Annotated in this window: 14 protein-coding genes and 1 other RNA gene; 4 read left to right on the forward strand and 11 right to left on the reverse strand. The window is 66.7% G+C overall.

Annotated features, from left to right (window positions below; genetic code table 11):
• Positions 1–159 precede the first annotated feature (159 nt).
• A complete protein-coding gene (locus tag LMA02_RS09215) occupies positions 160–858 on the forward strand; it encodes a Bax inhibitor-1/YccA family protein (RefSeq protein ID WP_228904443.1) in 699 nt (232 codons plus the stop codon).
• 65 nt (positions 859–923) lie between these two features.
• Here LMA02_RS09215 and rlmD read toward each other — a convergent pair whose 3' ends face one another.
• Positions 924–2,378 carry a 23S rRNA (uracil(1939)-C(5))-methyltransferase RlmD gene (gene rlmD, locus LMA02_RS09220; RefSeq protein ID WP_324251164.1) on the reverse strand — a complete coding sequence of 485 codons (1,455 nt, stop codon included), beginning with the start codon at positions 2,376–2,378 and terminating at the stop codon, positions 924–926.
• A gap of 158 nt (positions 2,379–2,536) precedes the next feature.
• Here rlmD and LMA02_RS09225 point away from each other — a divergent pair, with 158 nt between their 5' ends.
• A complete protein-coding gene (locus LMA02_RS09225; protein WP_228904447.1) occupies positions 2,537–3,397 on the forward strand; it encodes an endonuclease/exonuclease/phosphatase family protein in 861 nt (286 codons plus the stop codon).
• A gap of 27 nt (positions 3,398–3,424) precedes the next feature.
• Here the strand turns inward: LMA02_RS09225 and LMA02_RS09230 are convergent, their stop codons facing one another.
• From LMA02_RS09230 to ffs, 10 genes are all read right to left on the reverse strand, one after another.
• Positions 3,425–4,201 carry a 3'-5' exonuclease gene (locus LMA02_RS09230; protein ID WP_006755578.1) on the reverse strand — a complete coding sequence of 259 codons (777 nt, stop codon included), beginning with the start codon at positions 4,199–4,201 and terminating at the stop codon, positions 3,425–3,427.
• A gap of 3 nt (positions 4,202–4,204) precedes the next feature.
• Positions 4,205–5,290: an RNA polymerase sigma factor RpoS gene (rpoS, locus tag LMA02_RS09235; protein ID WP_166725480.1), complete on the reverse strand. Its 1,086-nt coding sequence runs from the start codon at positions 5,288–5,290 to the stop codon at positions 4,205–4,207.
• 11 nt (positions 5,291–5,301) lie between these two features.
• Positions 5,302–6,186 (reverse strand): peptidoglycan DD-metalloendopeptidase family protein, encoded by an 885-nt coding sequence (locus LMA02_RS09240; protein ID WP_228904449.1) that lies wholly within the window; start codon positions 6,184–6,186, stop codon positions 5,302–5,304.
• Between the two features lie 5 nt (positions 6,187–6,191).
• Positions 6,192–7,118: a protein-L-isoaspartate(D-aspartate) O-methyltransferase gene (locus tag LMA02_RS09245; protein WP_228904451.1), complete on the reverse strand. Its 927-nt coding sequence runs from the start codon at positions 7,116–7,118 to the stop codon at positions 6,192–6,194.
• Entirely contained in the window at positions 7,115–7,876 is a 762-nt protein-coding gene (gene surE, locus LMA02_RS09250) for a 5'/3'-nucleotidase SurE (RefSeq protein ID WP_228904452.1), read from the reverse strand. Before surE ends, LMA02_RS09245 begins: the two co-directional genes overlap by 4 nt.
• A gap of 195 nt (positions 7,877–8,071) precedes the next feature.
• Positions 8,072–9,277 carry a CaiB/BaiF CoA transferase family protein gene (locus LMA02_RS09255; RefSeq protein ID WP_228904454.1) on the reverse strand — a complete coding sequence of 402 codons (1,206 nt, stop codon included), beginning with the start codon at positions 9,275–9,277 and terminating at the stop codon, positions 8,072–8,074.
• 48 nt (positions 9,278–9,325) lie between these two features.
• Positions 9,326–9,922: a recombination mediator RecR gene (gene recR / locus LMA02_RS09260; RefSeq protein WP_151068233.1), complete on the reverse strand. Its 597-nt coding sequence runs from the start codon at positions 9,920–9,922 to the stop codon at positions 9,326–9,328.
• Positions 9,923–9,962: 40 nt separating this feature from the next.
• Positions 9,963–10,289 carry a YbaB/EbfC family nucleoid-associated protein gene (locus LMA02_RS09265; protein ID WP_006755698.1) on the reverse strand — a complete coding sequence of 109 codons (327 nt, stop codon included), beginning with the start codon at positions 10,287–10,289 and terminating at the stop codon, positions 9,963–9,965.
• 94 nt (positions 10,290–10,383) lie between these two features.
• Positions 10,384–12,735 carry a DNA polymerase III subunit gamma/tau gene (locus LMA02_RS09270; protein ID WP_228904456.1) on the reverse strand — a complete coding sequence of 784 codons (2,352 nt, stop codon included), beginning with the start codon at positions 12,733–12,735 and terminating at the stop codon, positions 10,384–10,386.
• Positions 12,736–12,862: 127 nt separating this feature from the next.
• An RNA gene (gene ffs, locus LMA02_RS09275) (signal recognition particle sRNA small type) lies at positions 12,863–12,961 on the reverse strand.
• Between the two features lie 403 nt (positions 12,962–13,364).
• On the opposite strand from ffs, the gene trxA reads away from it, so the two are divergent.
• Positions 13,365–13,691 (forward strand): thioredoxin TrxA, encoded by a 327-nt coding sequence (gene trxA, locus LMA02_RS09280; RefSeq protein ID WP_006402348.1) that lies wholly within the window; start codon positions 13,365–13,367, stop codon positions 13,689–13,691.
• Positions 13,692–13,885: 194 nt separating this feature from the next.
• Positions 13,886–15,148 (forward strand): transcription termination factor Rho, encoded by a 1,263-nt coding sequence (gene rho, locus LMA02_RS09285; protein WP_006753675.1) that lies wholly within the window; start codon positions 13,886–13,888, stop codon positions 15,146–15,148.
• The last annotated feature ends 111 nt before the right edge of the window (positions 15,149–15,259 follow it).

Here is a 15,259-nt window from a genome sequence, read left to right on the forward strand (position 1 = left end):
GAATGAAAGGTTTCGAATCCATATGTTTTTGCGCCGCCCGCCATTGAAACCTCGCGGCGCGGAACGTATCTTAGCCATAGCTGCCCCGGTTTGCTGCGCCGCACACCGCGCGCGCCGAACCGGCCCCGGACGCCCACGCGTTCAATGTTAGGAGAAACCATGAACGACTATCCGTACAATTTCGGCCGCGGCGGTTCCGTCAGCACCGCCGAAGTTCGCAACCGCGTGCTGCGGAACACGTACTGGCTGCTCGCGCTGTCGATGGTGCCGACCGTGCTGGGCGCCTGGGTCGGCGTCGCGACGGGCTTCTCGCTGTTCGCGGCCACGAGCCCGATGATGAGCCTGCTCGCGTTCTTCGCGATCGCGTTCGGCTTCATGTTCGCGATCGAGCGGACGAAAAACAGCGCGGCCGGCGTGTTCGTGCTGCTCGGCTTCACGTTCTTCATGGGCCTGATGCTGTCGCGGCTGCTGAGCTTCATCCTCGGCTTCTCGAACGGCCCGTCGCTGATCATGCTCGCGTTCGGCGGCACCGGCATCATCTTCGCCGCGATGGCGACGATCGCCACCGTCAGCAAGCGCGACTTCTCGGGGCTCGGCAAGTGGCTGTTCATGGGCGTGATCGTGATCCTGCTGGCCTCGGTCGCGAATATCTTCCTGCATCTGCCGGCGCTGATGCTCACCGTATCGGTGCTCGCGATCGCGATCTTCTCGGCCTACATGCTGTTCGACGTCCAGCGCGTCGTGAACGGCGGCGAGACGAACTACATCTCGGCCACGCTCGCGATCTACCTCGACCTGTACAACGTGTTCACGAACCTGCTCGCGCTGCTTGGCATCTTCGGCGGCAACCGCAACTGACGTTCGCCGCACCCCATGAAAAACCGGCCCGCGGGCCGGTTTTTTTACGTCTGGCGTCCGCCCGCTCAGTCGCGCTCGAACAGCGCGATCGATTCGACGTGCGACGTATTCGGGAACATGTTCACGACCCCGGCGCCCTTCAGGCGGTAACCCGCCTCGTGCACGAGCAGGCCAGCGTCGCGCGCGAGCGTCGACGGGTTGCACGACACGTAGACGATACGCTTCGGCAGCGGGCCTTCGCCGCTCTGCGCGATTTCGGCCAGCGCCTTCGACACCGCGAGCGCGCCTTCGCGCGGCGGGTCGATCAGGAACTTGTCGAAGGCGCCGAGCGCACGGAGGTCGTCGCCCGTCACTTCGAACAGGTTCCGGCACGCGAACGTCGTGTGGCCATCGACGCCGTTTTCGCGCGCATTCGCCAGCGCGCGCGTCGTCAGCGTTTCGCTGCCTTCGATGCCCATCACCTCGCGCGACAGTCGCGCGAGCGGCAGCGTGAAGTTGCCGATCCCGCAGAACAGGTCGAGCACGCGATCGTCGCGCGACGGCGCGAGCAGGCGCAGCGCCCGGCCCACCAGCACGCGGTTGATCTGATGGTTGACCTGCGTGAAGTCAGTCGGCTTGAACGGCATGCGGATGCCGAACTCCGGCAGCGTGTAGTCGAGCGGCACGTCGAGTGGATAGAACGGCGTCACCGTGTCCGGGCCCTTCGGCTGCAGCCAGAACTGCACCTTGTGCTCGTCCGCGAACGCGCGCAGCAGCGCTTCGTCGTCCGCATTGATCGGCTCTAGCACGCGGAGCACCAGCGCCGTGACTTGCGAACCGACCGCGAGTTCGATCTGCGGCATCCGGTCGCGGATCGACAGCCCCTCGACCAGCCGGCGCAGCGGCACGAGCATTGCCGACACGTGCGGCGGCAGCACTTCGCAGCTCGTCATGTCGGCGACATAGCTGCTCTTCTTTTCGTGGAACCCGACCAGCACGCCGCCCTTCTTCGCGACGTTGCGCACGGTCAGGCGCGCACGATAGCGGTAGCCCCACGACGGGCCGTGGATCGGCGCGAACATCGTCTCGGCGCGCAGCTTCGACAGGTGCCACAGGTTGTCCTCGAGCACGCGCTGCTTGATCGCCACTTGCGCGCGCATGTCGAGGTGCTGCATCGAGCAGCCGCCGCAGGTGCCGAAGAACGCGCATTTCGGCTCCGTGCGCAGCACGCTCGGGCGCAGAATGTCGACAACGGTCGCCTGCTCGTAGCTCGGCTTGCGACGGTAGCTCGAATAGGTCACGCGCTCGCCGGGCAGCGCACCCTCGACGAAGATGACCTTGCCTGGCGTGCCGTCCTCGGTGACCGTGCGGCCGACACCGCGCGCTTCCATGTCGAGCGATTCGATCTCGAGAACCGGGGCAGGCCCGGGCGCGACGGGCGCATTTTTCGACTTGCGCGCAGAAGTGGGGACGGCTTCGGACACCAGCTTTTCCTGACAAACGTTGAAGAAGGCGAGATTGTAGACGACGACAGCCCGCATCGCCCGCTTTCATGGCGCAAGCGTCGATACGGATGCATCCACCGCGCCGCATCATGCACAAATGGGCCGCAGCCGGCCCGCAGGCGCGGCGTCTTGCCAGCCAACCGGCGGCACACGTTCTGCTCGGAGGACACTCTCTGCTCGCAGGAGACTCGACCATGCGACTGATCGACTGGAACATTCAATGGGGTCGGGACGCGGATGGCGTCGTCGACCTCGCGCGCACCATCGCCGCCGCCCGCCGGATCGGCGACTTCGACGTGCTGTGCCTGCAGGAAGTCACGAGCGGCTTCGGCGCGCTGCCCGGCCAGCCGGGCCCCAACCAGTTCGCCGAATTGGCGGCGTTGCTGCCCGGCTATACGATCGTCGATGCGATCGGCGCCGACTTGCCGCCGCTCGAACCCGGCGCGCCGCGCCGGCAGTTCGGCAATGCGATCGCGACACGGCTGCCGGTCGGACGCGTGCTGCGCCAGTTGCTGCCGTGGCCGGCCGACGCCGGCGCGCCGTCGATGCCGCGCGTCGCGCTGGAAGTCGAGCTGACGACGCCGTCCGGCGCGCTGCGGATCGTCACGACGCACCTTGAATACTATTCCGCGCGCCAGCGACTCGCACAGGTCGATGCGTTGCGCGCCCGGCACCGCGAAGCCTGCGCCCACGCCGACCAGCCCGCCCCGGCGGAGAATGCCGCGGGACCGTTCAGCGCGACCGGCCAGCCGCGCGACGCGATCATCTGCGGCGATTTCAACAGCGCGTTCGACAGCGATGCATACCGACGCCTGCTGGAGCCGATCGCGGACGCGCCGTCGTTCGTCGATGCCTGGATCGCCCGACACCCGGGCCACACGCCGCCGCCGACCGCCGGCGTCTACGACACGGTGCAATGGTCGGAGGGGCCGCTCGCGTGCGATTTCGTGTTCGTGACCGATACGCTGCTGCCGCGCGTCACGCGCTGCGAGATCGACGGCGACCTGCGCGAGTCGGATCACCAGCCGGTCGTGCTCGAACTCGAGGTCAATTGATCGCGGCCGCGACGCGGGCCGCCCGCGTCACGCGTCGAAGCCGGCCAGGTATTCGGCCCAATGCGACGCGGGCTCCTGCGCAAGCGAGTTCTTCACGAGCAGGATCTCGTCCGCATATTCGCTCGGCGTCAGGCCGCCGCGCATCAGCTGGAACCGGCAATACAGCAGGTAGGTGTTGACGACGTCGGTTTCGCAGTAGTTGCGGATTTCCTCGATCCGTCCGTCCTGGAACGCCGGCCACACCTGGCTGCCGTCCATCCCCAGCTTGCCCGGAAAGCCGCACAGCTTCGCGAGCGCGTCGAGCGGCGCGTTCGCACGCGCCTGATACATCGCGAGCACGTCCATCAGATCGGTATGCCGCGAGTGATAGCGCGCGATGTAGTTGTTCCACTTGAACTCGCGGTCGTCCTCGCCCAGGTCCCAGTAGCGCGTCGCGGGAATCCCGTGCACGAGCGCACGGTAATGGAGCACCGGCAGATCGAAGCCGCCGCCGTTCCACGACACGAGCTGCGGCGTGTATTTCTCGATCACGCGGTAGAACGACTGGATCAGCGTCGCCTCGTTGTCCTGGGGCGTGCCCAGCGAGCGCACACGGAAACCGTTGTTGTCGCGGAACACGCAGGAAATCGCCGCGATGCGCTGCAGGTGATGCGGCAGGAAATCGCCGCCGGTCTTCTCCCGGCGCGCGGCGAACGCATGTTCGGCCACCGCGGCGTCGTCGAGCGTCGCGGGCAGATCTTCCAGACGGCGAATGCCGTCGACATCGGGAATGGTCTCGATGTCAAAAACGAGAATCGGAGTCATCAGTTACAGAACGGCGTCCTTGCGCACGCCATTGGAGGCAAAGAACCGCTTGAGGCGCACCAGCGCTTCCTGCTGGATCTGCCGCACGCGCTCGCGCGTGAGCCCCATCTCGTCGGCCAGCTCCTCGAGCGTGGCCGGTTCGATGTGGTTCAGGCCGAAGCGGCGCTCGATCACGTGGCGGTGCTTGTCGGACAGACGTGACAGCCACGCGCGCGTGAGCGTCTCGAGTTCGCGGTGCTGCACCTCGGCGTCGGGCGACTGGCTCTGGTCGTCGGGCAGCAGGTCGAGCAGGCTGCTCGCGGGATCGAGGTCGAGCGGTGCGTCGAGCGATGCGGTGTGCTCGTTGAGCGCGAGGATGTCGGTGACTTCCTCGGCGGTCTTGCCGGTGAGATAGGCGATGTCGTCGATGCTGGCTTCGCGGCGTTCGGCCGCCTCGCCCGTCGACATCGAATTCTTTTCGAGGTGGCGCTTCGCGCGCAGCACCTGGTTCAGCTCGCGGATCACGTGCACGGGCAAGCGCACGGTGCGGGCCTGGTTCATGATCGCCCGCTCGATGCTCTGGCGGATCCACCACGTCGCATAGGTCGAGAAGCGAAAGCCGCGCGTCGGGTCGAATTTCTCGATCGCGTGCATCAGGCCGAGGTTGCCTTCCTCGATCAGGTCGAGCAGCGGCACGCCGCGGTTCAGGTAACCCTTCGCGATACTGACGACGAGACGCAGGTTGCGCTCGATCATCACCTGCCGCGCCTCGAATTCGCCGGCCTTCGCGAGACGCGAATAGCGCTGCTCCTCCTCGACGGTCAGGAGCGGCTTCACGCTGATGCGGTTCAGGTAATGCTGGATCGTGTCGGCCGTGAGCTCGGCCTGCAGCAATGCGCGGAAATCGTCGACGTCGGGAGCCGCTTCCGTACGGCCTTCGCGCTCGCCGTCGCCGTCCGCTTCGGCGTCGCTTGCCTCGATATCACGTTCGTTTTCCGCGACGTCGTCTTCGTCGTCCTTCGAAGCGCCAGCTCGCCCCACCGATGCTTGCGTGGCACGACTGATCTTCTCAGACTCGGCTTGCGGCTCGTGGCGCTTCGATTTCGGCATGGTCGTCTCGGTTATTGAGGCGGCAAATACTTCAGCGGATCGACAGGTTTACCCTGCCGGCGAACCTCGAAATGCAGCATCACGCGGTCAGCATCGCTGTTACCCATCTCGGCGATCTTCTGCCCCTTCGTCACCGCGTCCCCCTCTTTTACCATCAAAGCGCGATTATGTGCATACGCCGTGAGGTAAGTTGCATCGTGTTTGATGATAATGAGGTTGCCGTAGCCACGCAGGCCATTGCCCGAGTAGACGACGCGGCCATCGGCCGCCGCCTTCACGGGTTCACCGGACGTGCCGCCGATATTGACACCCTTGTTCTTCGCGTCGTCGAAACCGTTCAGCAGCGGCCCGCGCACGGGCCATGCGAACGTCACGGGGCCGCTCGGCGCCGCTGCCGTATCGCTCGATGCGGCGGCGGCAGCCGGCGGCGTGATCGCGGACGACGAGCCTGTGGCCGGCATCGCGGGACCGCTGCTGAGCGGCGCGGTCGCGACGGCGGCGCCGGCGATCGGCGCGGCAGCCGGCGAGCCGGCAACCGCGGCGCCGCCCGGCGGCGCGACGCGCAGCAGTTGGTCGACTTCGATCTGGTTCGGGTTCGTCAGGTTGTTCCACGCGGCGATGTCGCGATAGTTCTGCCCGTTCTCGAGTGCGATCCGGTACAGCGTGTCACCCGGTTTCACACGGTAAAAGCCGGGCGGCGGCGGGCCGAGCGGCACCGCCGGCTGCGCGGCAGCGGTCGTGCCGAGCGTTCCGGAGCGGTCGACGACGGGCGCGTTGTCGAGCCGCGTCGCACAGGCGGCCAGTAGCGTGGAGAACGCAGCCACACAGATCGCGCGCTGGGCGAACGTGAGCGGTTCCCTGGTTCGGTTGTTTTGCATCGCGCGCAACATACTCATCGGTTTCAAATCACTCCGGATTTTAAAGGGACAAAGAAAACGCGATCAAGCCGGGACTCTCGCCATTGCGCGGGCGCGACGCGCTCGACAAGCGTGAGCACCTGGTGCTGCCCGCTCTGCGCGCCGACCGGCGCGACGAGCCGCCCGCCGATCGCGAGCTGCTCGAGCAGCGCCTGCGGCACGTCGAGCCCCGCCGCCGCGATCACGATCGCGTCGAACGGGGCCGCGGACGGCAGGCCGACACGCCCGTCGCCATAATGCAAACGGATGTTCGGCACGCGCAGCGGCCGCAGGTTCAGCTTCGCGCGCTCATAGAGCGGCTTGATGCGTTCAATCGAATACACGTCGCGTGCCACGTGACTCAGCACCGCGGCCTGGTAGCCGCAACCGGTGCCGATCTCGAGGACGCGCTCGAGCGTGCGGCCGGCCATCGCGAGCTCGATCATGCGCGCGACGACCGACGGCTTTGAAATCGTTTGCTGGTGGCCGATCGGCAACGCGGAATCCTCATAGGCCTGCGTCGCGAGCCCCGGATCCACGAACATGTGGCGCGGTACCGCGGCCATCGCATCCAGCACGCGCGCGTCGGTCACGCCGTTCGCGCGCAGGCGTTCGACCATGCGCTCGCGCACACGTTCCGAGGTCAGCGCGAACGCGCCGGCCGGCGCGATGCTCGGCGCGGCCGGCTTCGGCATCGCGGGCTTCAGCACGGTCGGCTTCGGTGCGGTCGCAGGCTTCGCGGCGGTCGTGCCGGGCAGCGCGCGGGCAGCGCCCGTCTTCGCCACCGGCTTGAGCACGGCAGCGGGCTTGTCGGCGGCCTTCGGCACCGCGATCGCCGCATGGCGTTCACCGGACCGGACTTCCGATTTGCGTGGCGCTCGCTTGAGATCTTCGAGCGCGAGCGGGAACCGCTTCGCGCGCTCGCCGCTCATGAAGCCCGCCCGCCTGCGCGCGCCCATTCGCGCGTTGCAGGCAGCATTTGCGTATGCGTGAGATCGAGCTGCAGCGGCGTGATCGACACGAAACCGTTGGCGACGGCGTGGAAATCAGTACCTTCGCTCGCGTCCAGCGCCGCACCCGCGGCCCCGATCCAGTAAACCGGCTCGCCGCGCGGGTCGGTCTGGCGAATCACCGGCTGCGACGGGTGACGCTTGCCGAGGCGCGTGACCTTCCAGCCTTTCAGCTCGTCGTACGGCAGATTCGGAATATTGACGTTCAGCAGCGGCTGACCGGGTAGCGGATGCGCGAGGTAATGCTCGACGATTTCCGCGGCGACGCGCGCCGCGTTGGCCAGATGCGCCCAGCCCTTGTCGGCCAGCGAGAACGCGATGGCCGGCACGCCGAACATGATGCCTTCGGTGGCGGCCGCAACTGTCCCTGAATAGAGGGTGTCTTCGCCCATGTTCTGGCCGTTGTTGATCCCCGACACGACGAGGTCCGGACGCTCGTCGGCCATCCCCGTCAACGCGACGTGCACCGAATCGGTCGGCGTGCCGTTCACGTAGAAGAAACCCGTATTCGTCGCGCGCTGCACCGACAGCGGCCGCGACAGCGTGAGGGAATTCGACGCGCCGCTGCAGTTCTGCTCGGGTGCGATCACGGTGAGGTCGGCCAACGGCTGCAGCGCGTCGCTGAGCGCGCCGAGACCGGGGGCGAGATAGCCGTCGTCGTTGCTGAGTAGGATTCGCATCCGGCGATTGTAACCGAGGAAAGATGGCGCGAGAGCGACAGTCCGGCGGCGGCTGAGGGGCCCGCACGCAGCACGCGTATGCGGTGCGCCGCCGCATTGCGCGGCGGCGTTCCGCACACTCGGGAAAACGCCCGGCCACCCGGAAGAAAGTCCCGCCGGGGAAGCCCGGCGCGCATCGCCGCGGCTCGAGACGCTTCAGATCGCGCCGGCCTCGCGCAGCGCGGTGATCGCCTGCGCGTCGTAGCCGAGGCCGCGCAGCACCTCGTCGGTGTGCTCGCCGAGTTCGGGCCCGAGCCAGCGCGTTTCGCCCGGCGTGCCGGACAGCTTCGGCGTGATGTTCGGCAGCGGAATGTCGGTGCCGTCGGCCAGTTTGAAACGCTGGATCATCTGCCGCGCGACGAACTGCGGATCGGTGAACATGTCGGCGGCGCTGTAGATGCGCCCGGCCGGCACGTCGGCCGCGTTGAGCACGGCCAGCGCGTCGTCGATCGTGCGCGGCGCAAGCCACGCGGCGATCGCGTCGTCGATTTCCTGCGTGCGCGGCACGCGTCCGTCGTTCCGTGCGAGTGCGGGATCGTCGGCGAGGTCGTCGCGCTCGATCGCCTTCATCAGCCGCTTGAAGATCGGGTCGCTGTTGCCGCCGATCACGATGCTGCCGTCGCGACACGCGTAGGTGTTCGACGGCACGATGCCCGGCAGCGACGCGCCGGTGCGCTCGCGCACCATCCCGTATACGCCGTATTCGGGCACCACGCTTTCCATCATGTTGAATACCGCTTCATACAGCGCAACGTCGACCACCTGCCCCGCGCCGCCATTCACGTTGCGGTGGTGGAGCGCCATCAGTGCGCCGATCACGCCGTGCAGCGCGGCGATCGAATCGCCGATCGAGATGCCGATGCGCGGCGGCGGCAGATCCGGATAGCCGGTGATGTGACGCAATCCGCCCATCGATTCGGCGATCGCGCCGAAGCCGGGCCGGTCGCGATACGGGCCCGTCTGCCCGTAGCCGGACAGGCGCACCATCACGAGACCGGGGTTGTCGGCCGACAGCACGTCGTAGCCGAGGCCGAGCTTCTCGAGCAGGCCCGGGCGGAAGTTTTCGATCACGATGTCGGCCTCGCGCGCGAGCTGCCGCGCGATCGCCTTGCCGGCATCGGATTTCAGGTTGAGGGTGACCGATTTCTTGTTGCGCGCCTGGACCGACCACCACAGCGACGTGCCGCCCTGCTCCGGATGCAGCTTGCGCCACTTGCGCAGCGGGTCGCCGCCGTTCGGATCCTCGATCTTGATCACTTCCGCGCCGAATTCGGCACAGAGGCGCGACGCGAACGGCCCCGCGATCAGCGTCCCGAATTCGAGCACTTTGACGCCCGCGAGCGGGCCCTGGCTGGTGCTCATGTGTCTCCCTGGCATGAGGAACGGCGCCGCTCGCCGGCGGCGCCTGGCTTACATCGTGCGGCGGTCGAGCATCGCGCGGGCGATGGTGCCCGCGTCGACGTATTCGAGTTCGCCGCCGACCGGCACGCCGCGCGCGAGGCGCGTGACCGCGAGCCCGCGCGCCTTCAGCGTCTGGCCGAGGTAGTGCGCGGTGGCTTCGCCCTCGTTCGTGAAGTTGGTCGCGAGCACGACCTCCTTGACAATCCCGTCGGACGCGCGCCGCACGAGGCGGTCGAAATGGATTTCCTTCGGGCCGATCCCGTCGAGCGGGCTCAGCCGCCCCATCAGCACGAAATACAGCCCGCGGTACGTCATCGTCTGCTCGAGCATGATCTGGTCGGCCGGCGTCTCGACGACGCACAGCAGCGTCGGATCACGCTCGTCGTCGCTGCACACCTCGCAGATCTGCGCTTCCGTGAACGTATTGCACTTCTCGCAGTGCTGCAGGTGCTCGGTCGCGAACAGCAGCGACCGGCCGAGCCGCTCCGCGCCCTCCCGATCGTGCTGCATCAGGTGGTACGCCATGCGCTGCGCGGATTTCGGCCCGACACCGGGCAATACACGCAGCGCCTCGACGAGCGCGGACAGGGCGGACGGCTGTTTCATACGGTGGCTGGAGACTGGACGGGCTGAACGGACGCTGCGCTCAGAACGGCAGCTTGAAACCCGGGGGCAGCGGCAGGCCCGAGGTCATGCCGCTCATCTTCTCCTGCGACGTCGCTTCGGCCTTGCGTACGGCATCGTTGAACGCGGCCGCGACCAGATCCTCGAGCATGTCCTTGTCGTCCGCGAGCAGGCTCGGGTCGATCGCCACGCGACGCACTTCGTTGCGGCACGTCATCGTCACCTTGACGAGGCCGGCACCCGACTGCCCTTCGACTTCGATCTGCGCAAGCTGCTCCTGCATCTTCTTCATGTTTTCCTGCATTTGCTGCGCTTGCTTCATCAGTCCGGCGAGGTTGCCTTTCAACATGGGAATACTCCTTCTTGATCATGTGAAAACCGGCATGCGGCGCATGCCGGTCAATGTGTGCGGGCGTGATTGTGCCTGTCGCGGTGCGATTCGTTCAATGCAGCGTCGGCGGCGGGCCGTCCGGCACCGAATCGGCGAGCGGCCGCACCGAGCCTTCGACGATACGCGCGCCGAAATCACGCACGAGCTGCTGGACGAACGGATCGCCGTGGATCTCCTGCTCGGCCTCGCGCTGGCGGACCGCGCGTGCGGCCGCATCGAGCGCCGCCGCGGTGCGCCGCGCGGGCCCGACCTCGACCGCGACCTCGACAGGCTTGCCGAGTGCGTCGGCCAGCGCGGCTTTCAGCTTCGCGACCTGGGCGGCGTCCGCATACTGCGGCACCGGCACGGACAGCTTCAACGTCGTCGCGTCGACGGCCGTCAACTCGCTGTTGAACGCAAGCTGATACGCGACGCCCTTCAGCGGCAACCGTGCGGCCAGCGCCGGCCATTCGCCGTCGAAGCCGATCGGATCGAGCGCGATCGCGGGCGGCAGCGGGCGCGTGTCGACCGGACGGGTCTCCGCCGGCTTCGGCGCAATGCGCACGTCGTCGGGGCCGCTGTCGAATACCGGGACGAAGCCGTCGTCGGCCCCACCACCGAACATCTCGTCGGCGCTGAGCGGCACGTATTCGTCCGGCGGAATGTCTTCCCACGGCGGCGGCGCCTGGCGCGTGTCGGCAGCCTGCGGCGCGCGAGCCGCCGCACGCGGCGTCGGCACCTGCACGGCGGGACGCGATGGCGCCGGTTTGTCGACGGCCGGCTGGGCCGCGGCCGGCTTCGGCGCGGCGTCCGCCCGCGAGCGGTCGGATGACACACGCATGCCGGCATTGCGCAGCACGTCGAGTGCGGCAGCTGCGCCACCGCGGGCCGACGGGCGCGCGGCAGGCGCGGCACGCGGCGCCGGTTCGGCAGGCGCTGCAGGTTCATCGCTGTCCTTGGCGGCAGCAGGCAGTTCAGGTTCGTTGCGCACGGCCGGCGGCGCATCGCTCGCCGGTGCCGCCTGAGATGCCGGGTTCGCTTGCGGCTGCGGTGCGGCCGGCGCTTCGGTCGCAGCCGCTGCCGGCGTCGTCGCAACAGGCTTCACCGCGGACGATGTCACCGCATCGCCGGACTGGACCGGCGACGGACGCGCGGCGGGCGCGACCGGAGCGGCGGCCTGAGGACGTACTGCCTCCGCGGCTGCCGGTGTCGGTGCCGGTACGGGTACCGATGGCGACTTGGGCGCCGCAGCCGACGCAGCGGCAGCGGCCGCACGCGGCGCGGGCGCGGGTACGGCACGCGGCACGGCCGGCTGGCCACCCGGCGCACTGCCGGCGCCGACGGCCGGCTCGAACGCGAGCATCCGCAGCAGCGTCATCGTGAAGCCGGCGTATTCGTCCGGCGCGAGGCCAAGCTCCGCGCGTCCGACCGTCGCGATCTGATAGAACAGCTGAACCTGCTCGGGGCTCAGTGCCTCCGCGAAGCGGCGCAGGTCGGCCGCTTCCGGCCATTCCTCGAGCACCGAGCCAGGCGCGAACTGCGCCCATGCGATCCGGTGCAGCAGGCTCGCGAGATCCTGCAGCGCGGTGGAAAACGACAGGCTGCGCAGCGACATCTCGTCGGCGATCGTGAGGATCTCCGGGCCGTTGCCGGCCGCGAGCGCATCGAGCAAGCGCACCATGTAGGTCTGGTCGAGCGCGCCGAGCATGCCCGACACCGCCGATTCGGTCACTTCGTTCGCCGAATAGGCGATCGCCTGGTCGGTCAGCGAAAGCGCATCGCGCATGCTGCCCTGGGCGGCGCGCGCGAGCAGGCGCAGCGCCTGCTGCTCGAACGAGATCTGCTCTTCGCCGAGGATCCGCTCGAGATGCGACACGATGTGCCCGGCCGGCATCTGCTTCAGGTTGAACTGCAGGCAGCGCGACAGCACGGTGACGGGAATCTTCTGCGGATCGGTCGTCGCGAGGATGAACTTGACGTGCGACGGCGGCTCCTCGAGCGTCTTCAGCATCGCGTTGAACGCGTGGTTCGTCAGCATGTGCACTTCGTCGATCATGTAGACCTTGAAGCGCGCATCGACGGGTGCGTACACCGCGCGCTCGAGCAGCGCGGCCATCTCGTCGACGCCGCGGTTGCTTGCCGCATCCATCTCGACGTAGTCGACGAAGCGGCCTTCGTCGATCTCGCGGCACGCGCGGCACACGCCGCACGGCTGCGACGTGACGCCGGTTTCACAGTTGAGCGCCTTTGCGAAGATCCGCGACAGCGTCGTCTTGCCGACGCCGCGGGTTCCGGTAAACAGATAGGCGTGATGGAGACGCCCGTCGTCGAGCGCGTGCGTGAGCGCCCTGACGACGTGCTCCTGGCCGACGAGCGAAGCGAAATCCTTCGGACGCCACTTGCGTGCGAGAACTTGATAGGTCATCGGGAAATTGTATCAGTAACGCTGCGTCGCGCCGACACGCGAAACGGTGCGGGAAACGGGCAAAGCGCAGGAAAAACAGAGAATGACGCAGAAATAAAAAACGCCCAACGAACGGGGCGAGAGGAAAGGTGACGAGCCCAACCCTCGGCACTGGCAGAAAACGATTGTGGCTGCTTCGTTCCCGACCTGACCAGGTTCACCGCCCCACCATGCGAGGAGGCCCGTCACGGCATATTCTATCACCGCTTGCGGTCGAATGCGACCGTTTGTTCGCAACAATGCGAGCGATCGAGCAAACCGTCGCGCGCATGGGCGCATGCAGCCGGGGCGAGCAGACGGTGAATTACCGCGGCTCTTGTATTTTGCATGCGGGCCTCCACCTTCGGAACACAACGGTCGAACGGCGCGTCGTACCCCTACTCGCGTAGCGGCTACTATCGCCGCCCGCAGCAGATAGCAATTTAGGCTAATATGACGCCCGAACGACCCGCGAGCCGCGCCATGCAGCGCCTACGCCCTTCCTTCCGGAGAGCGGAGTGACCTGCCGCAGCGGCCGGCAGCCGTCAGGCCGCCGGAGCGCCGCAACGCGCCAAGCAGGCAGTCCCCGAACCGTAAGAGGTATTGACCCAATGAGCGAACAGATCAAACACATCAGCGACGCATCGTTCGAACAGGACGTCGTCAAATCCGACAAGCCCGTGCTCGTCGACTTCTGGGCCGAATGGTGCGGCCCGTGCAAGATGATCGCCCCGATCCTCGACGAAGTCGCGAAGGACTACGGCGACAAGCTGCAGATCGCGAAGATCAACGTCGACGACAACCAGGCGACGCCTGCGAAGTTCGGCGTACGCGGCATCCCGACGCTGATCCTGTTCAAGAACGGCGCGGCCGCCGCGCAGAAGGTCGGCGCGCTGTCGAAGTCGCAGCTCACCGCATTCCTGGACAGCCACCTGTAATACGGGCCGTTCCTCGGACGTGTTGTCAACCGACAACACGTCCGCCGCCAAGCCGCCGATCGGCCGCTCAGGCACGAATCAGCGTATGCTAGAATCAAAAAACGTCTACAAGACGCATTAAGTCTCAGAGCGCCTCCGCTCGCCCTCCTCCCTTATTTCTTTTCGTCGCTTCTCCTCCCTGGCGGGTTCTCCGTATGCATTTATCCGAGCTCAAGTCTCTGCACGTGTCCGAACTGATCGAAATGGCCAATGGCCTGGAGATCGAAAACGCGAACCGCCTGCGCAAGCAGGAGCTGATGTTCGCCATTCTCAAAAAGCGCGCCAAGACGGGAGAGACGATCTTCGGCGACGGCACGCTCGAAGTACTCCCGGACGGCTTCGGCTTCCTGCGCTCGCCGGAAATGTCGTACCTCGCGAGTACCGACGACATCTATATCAGCCCGTCGCAGATTCGCCGCTTCAACCTGCACACCGGCGACACGATCGAAGGTGAAGTCCGCACGCCGAAGGACGGCGAGCGCTACTTCGCGCTGGTGAAGGTCGACAAAGTCAACGGGCAGCCGCCCGAGGCCTCGAAACACAAGATCATGTTCGAGAACCTCACGCCGCTGCACCCGAACAAGCCGCTGGCGCTCGAACGCGAGATGCGCGGCGAAGAGAACGTCACGGGCCGCATCATCGACATGATCGCGCCGATCGGCAAGGGCCAGCGCGGCCTGCTGGTCGCGTCGCCGAAGTCGGGCAAGACCGTGATGCTCCAGCACATCGCACACGCGATCAAGCAGAACCACCCGGACGTCGTCCTGTTCGTGCTGCTGATCGACGAGCGCCCCGAAGAAGTGACCGAAATGCAGCGCTCGGTCGCCGGCGAAGTGATCGCGTCGACGTTCGACGAACCGGCCACGCGTCACGTGCAGGTCGCCGAAATGGTCATCGAGAAGGCCAAGCGCCTCGTCGAAATGAAGCACGACGTCGTGATTCTGCTCGACTCGATCACGCGTCTCGCACGCGCTTACAACACCGTGATCCCGGCATCGGGCAAGGTGCTGACGGGCGGTGTCGACGCGAACGCACTGCAGCGCCCGAAGCGCTTCTTCGGCGCGGCGCGCAACATCGAGGAAGGCGGCTCGCTGACGATCATCGGCACCGCGCTGATCGAAACCGGCAGCCGCATGGACGACGTGATCTACGAAGAGTTCAAGGGCACCGGCAACATGGAAGTGCACCTCGAGCGCCGCCTCGCGGAAAAGCGCGTTTATCCGTCGATCAACCTGAACAAGTCGGGCACGCGTCGCGAAGAAATGCTGATCAAGCCCGAGATCCTTCAAAAGATCTGGGTGCTGCGCAAGTTCATCCACGACATGGACGAAGTCGAGGCCATGGAATTCCTGCTCGACAAGATCCGTCAGACGAAGAGCAACTCCGAGTTCTTCGACCTGATGCGCCGCGGCGGCTGATTCCCCTCGCCCCGCAACGAATGGCCGCCCGCGCGTTTCGCCCGGCGGCCGTTTTTTTCGCCCCAACCTGTACGTGAACGTACAGGTTGATCTATAATCGCGCCATCGTCC

The sequence above is a fragment of the Burkholderia sp. B21-005 genome (assembly GCF_020843965.1).
GTDB lineage: Bacteria > Pseudomonadota > Gammaproteobacteria > Burkholderiales > Burkholderiaceae > Burkholderia > Burkholderia ambifaria.

Excerpts from the sequence above, each read along its gene's own strand:
- LMA02_RS09215 (WP_228904443.1), top strand. The coding sequence starts at position 160 with ATGAACGACTATCCGTACAATTTCGGCCGCGGCGGTTCCGTCAGCACC.
- rlmD (WP_324251164.1), bottom strand. The coding sequence starts at position 2,378 with ATGCGGGCTGTCGTCGTCTACAATCTCGCCTTCTTCAACGTTTGTCAG.
- LMA02_RS09225 (WP_228904447.1), top strand. The coding sequence starts at position 2,537 with ATGCGACTGATCGACTGGAACATTCAATGGGGTCGGGACGCGGATGGC.
- LMA02_RS09230 (WP_006755578.1), bottom strand. The coding sequence starts at position 4,201 with ATGACTCCGATTCTCGTTTTTGACATCGAGACCATTCCCGATGTCGAC.
- rpoS (WP_166725480.1), bottom strand. The coding sequence starts at position 5,290 with ATGCCGAAATCGAAGCGCCACGAGCCGCAAGCCGAGTCTGAGAAGATC.
- LMA02_RS09240 (WP_228904449.1), bottom strand. The coding sequence starts at position 6,186 with ATGAGTATGTTGCGCGCGATGCAAAACAACCGAACCAGGGAACCGCTC.
- LMA02_RS09245 (WP_228904451.1), bottom strand. The coding sequence starts at position 7,118 with ATGAGCGGCGAGCGCGCGAAGCGGTTCCCGCTCGCGCTCGAAGATCTC.
- surE (WP_228904452.1), bottom strand. The coding sequence starts at position 7,876 with ATGCGAATCCTACTCAGCAACGACGACGGCTATCTCGCCCCCGGTCTC.
- LMA02_RS09255 (WP_228904454.1), bottom strand. The coding sequence starts at position 9,277 with ATGAGCACCAGCCAGGGCCCGCTCGCGGGCGTCAAAGTGCTCGAATTC.
- recR (WP_151068233.1), bottom strand. The coding sequence starts at position 9,922 with ATGAAACAGCCGTCCGCCCTGTCCGCGCTCGTCGAGGCGCTGCGTGTA.
- LMA02_RS09265 (WP_006755698.1), bottom strand. The coding sequence starts at position 10,289 with ATGTTGAAAGGCAACCTCGCCGGACTGATGAAGCAAGCGCAGCAAATG.
- LMA02_RS09270 (WP_228904456.1), bottom strand. The coding sequence starts at position 12,735 with ATGACCTATCAAGTTCTCGCACGCAAGTGGCGTCCGAAGGATTTCGCT.
- trxA (WP_006402348.1), top strand. The coding sequence starts at position 13,365 with ATGAGCGAACAGATCAAACACATCAGCGACGCATCGTTCGAACAGGAC.
- rho (WP_006753675.1), top strand. The coding sequence starts at position 13,886 with ATGCATTTATCCGAGCTCAAGTCTCTGCACGTGTCCGAACTGATCGAA.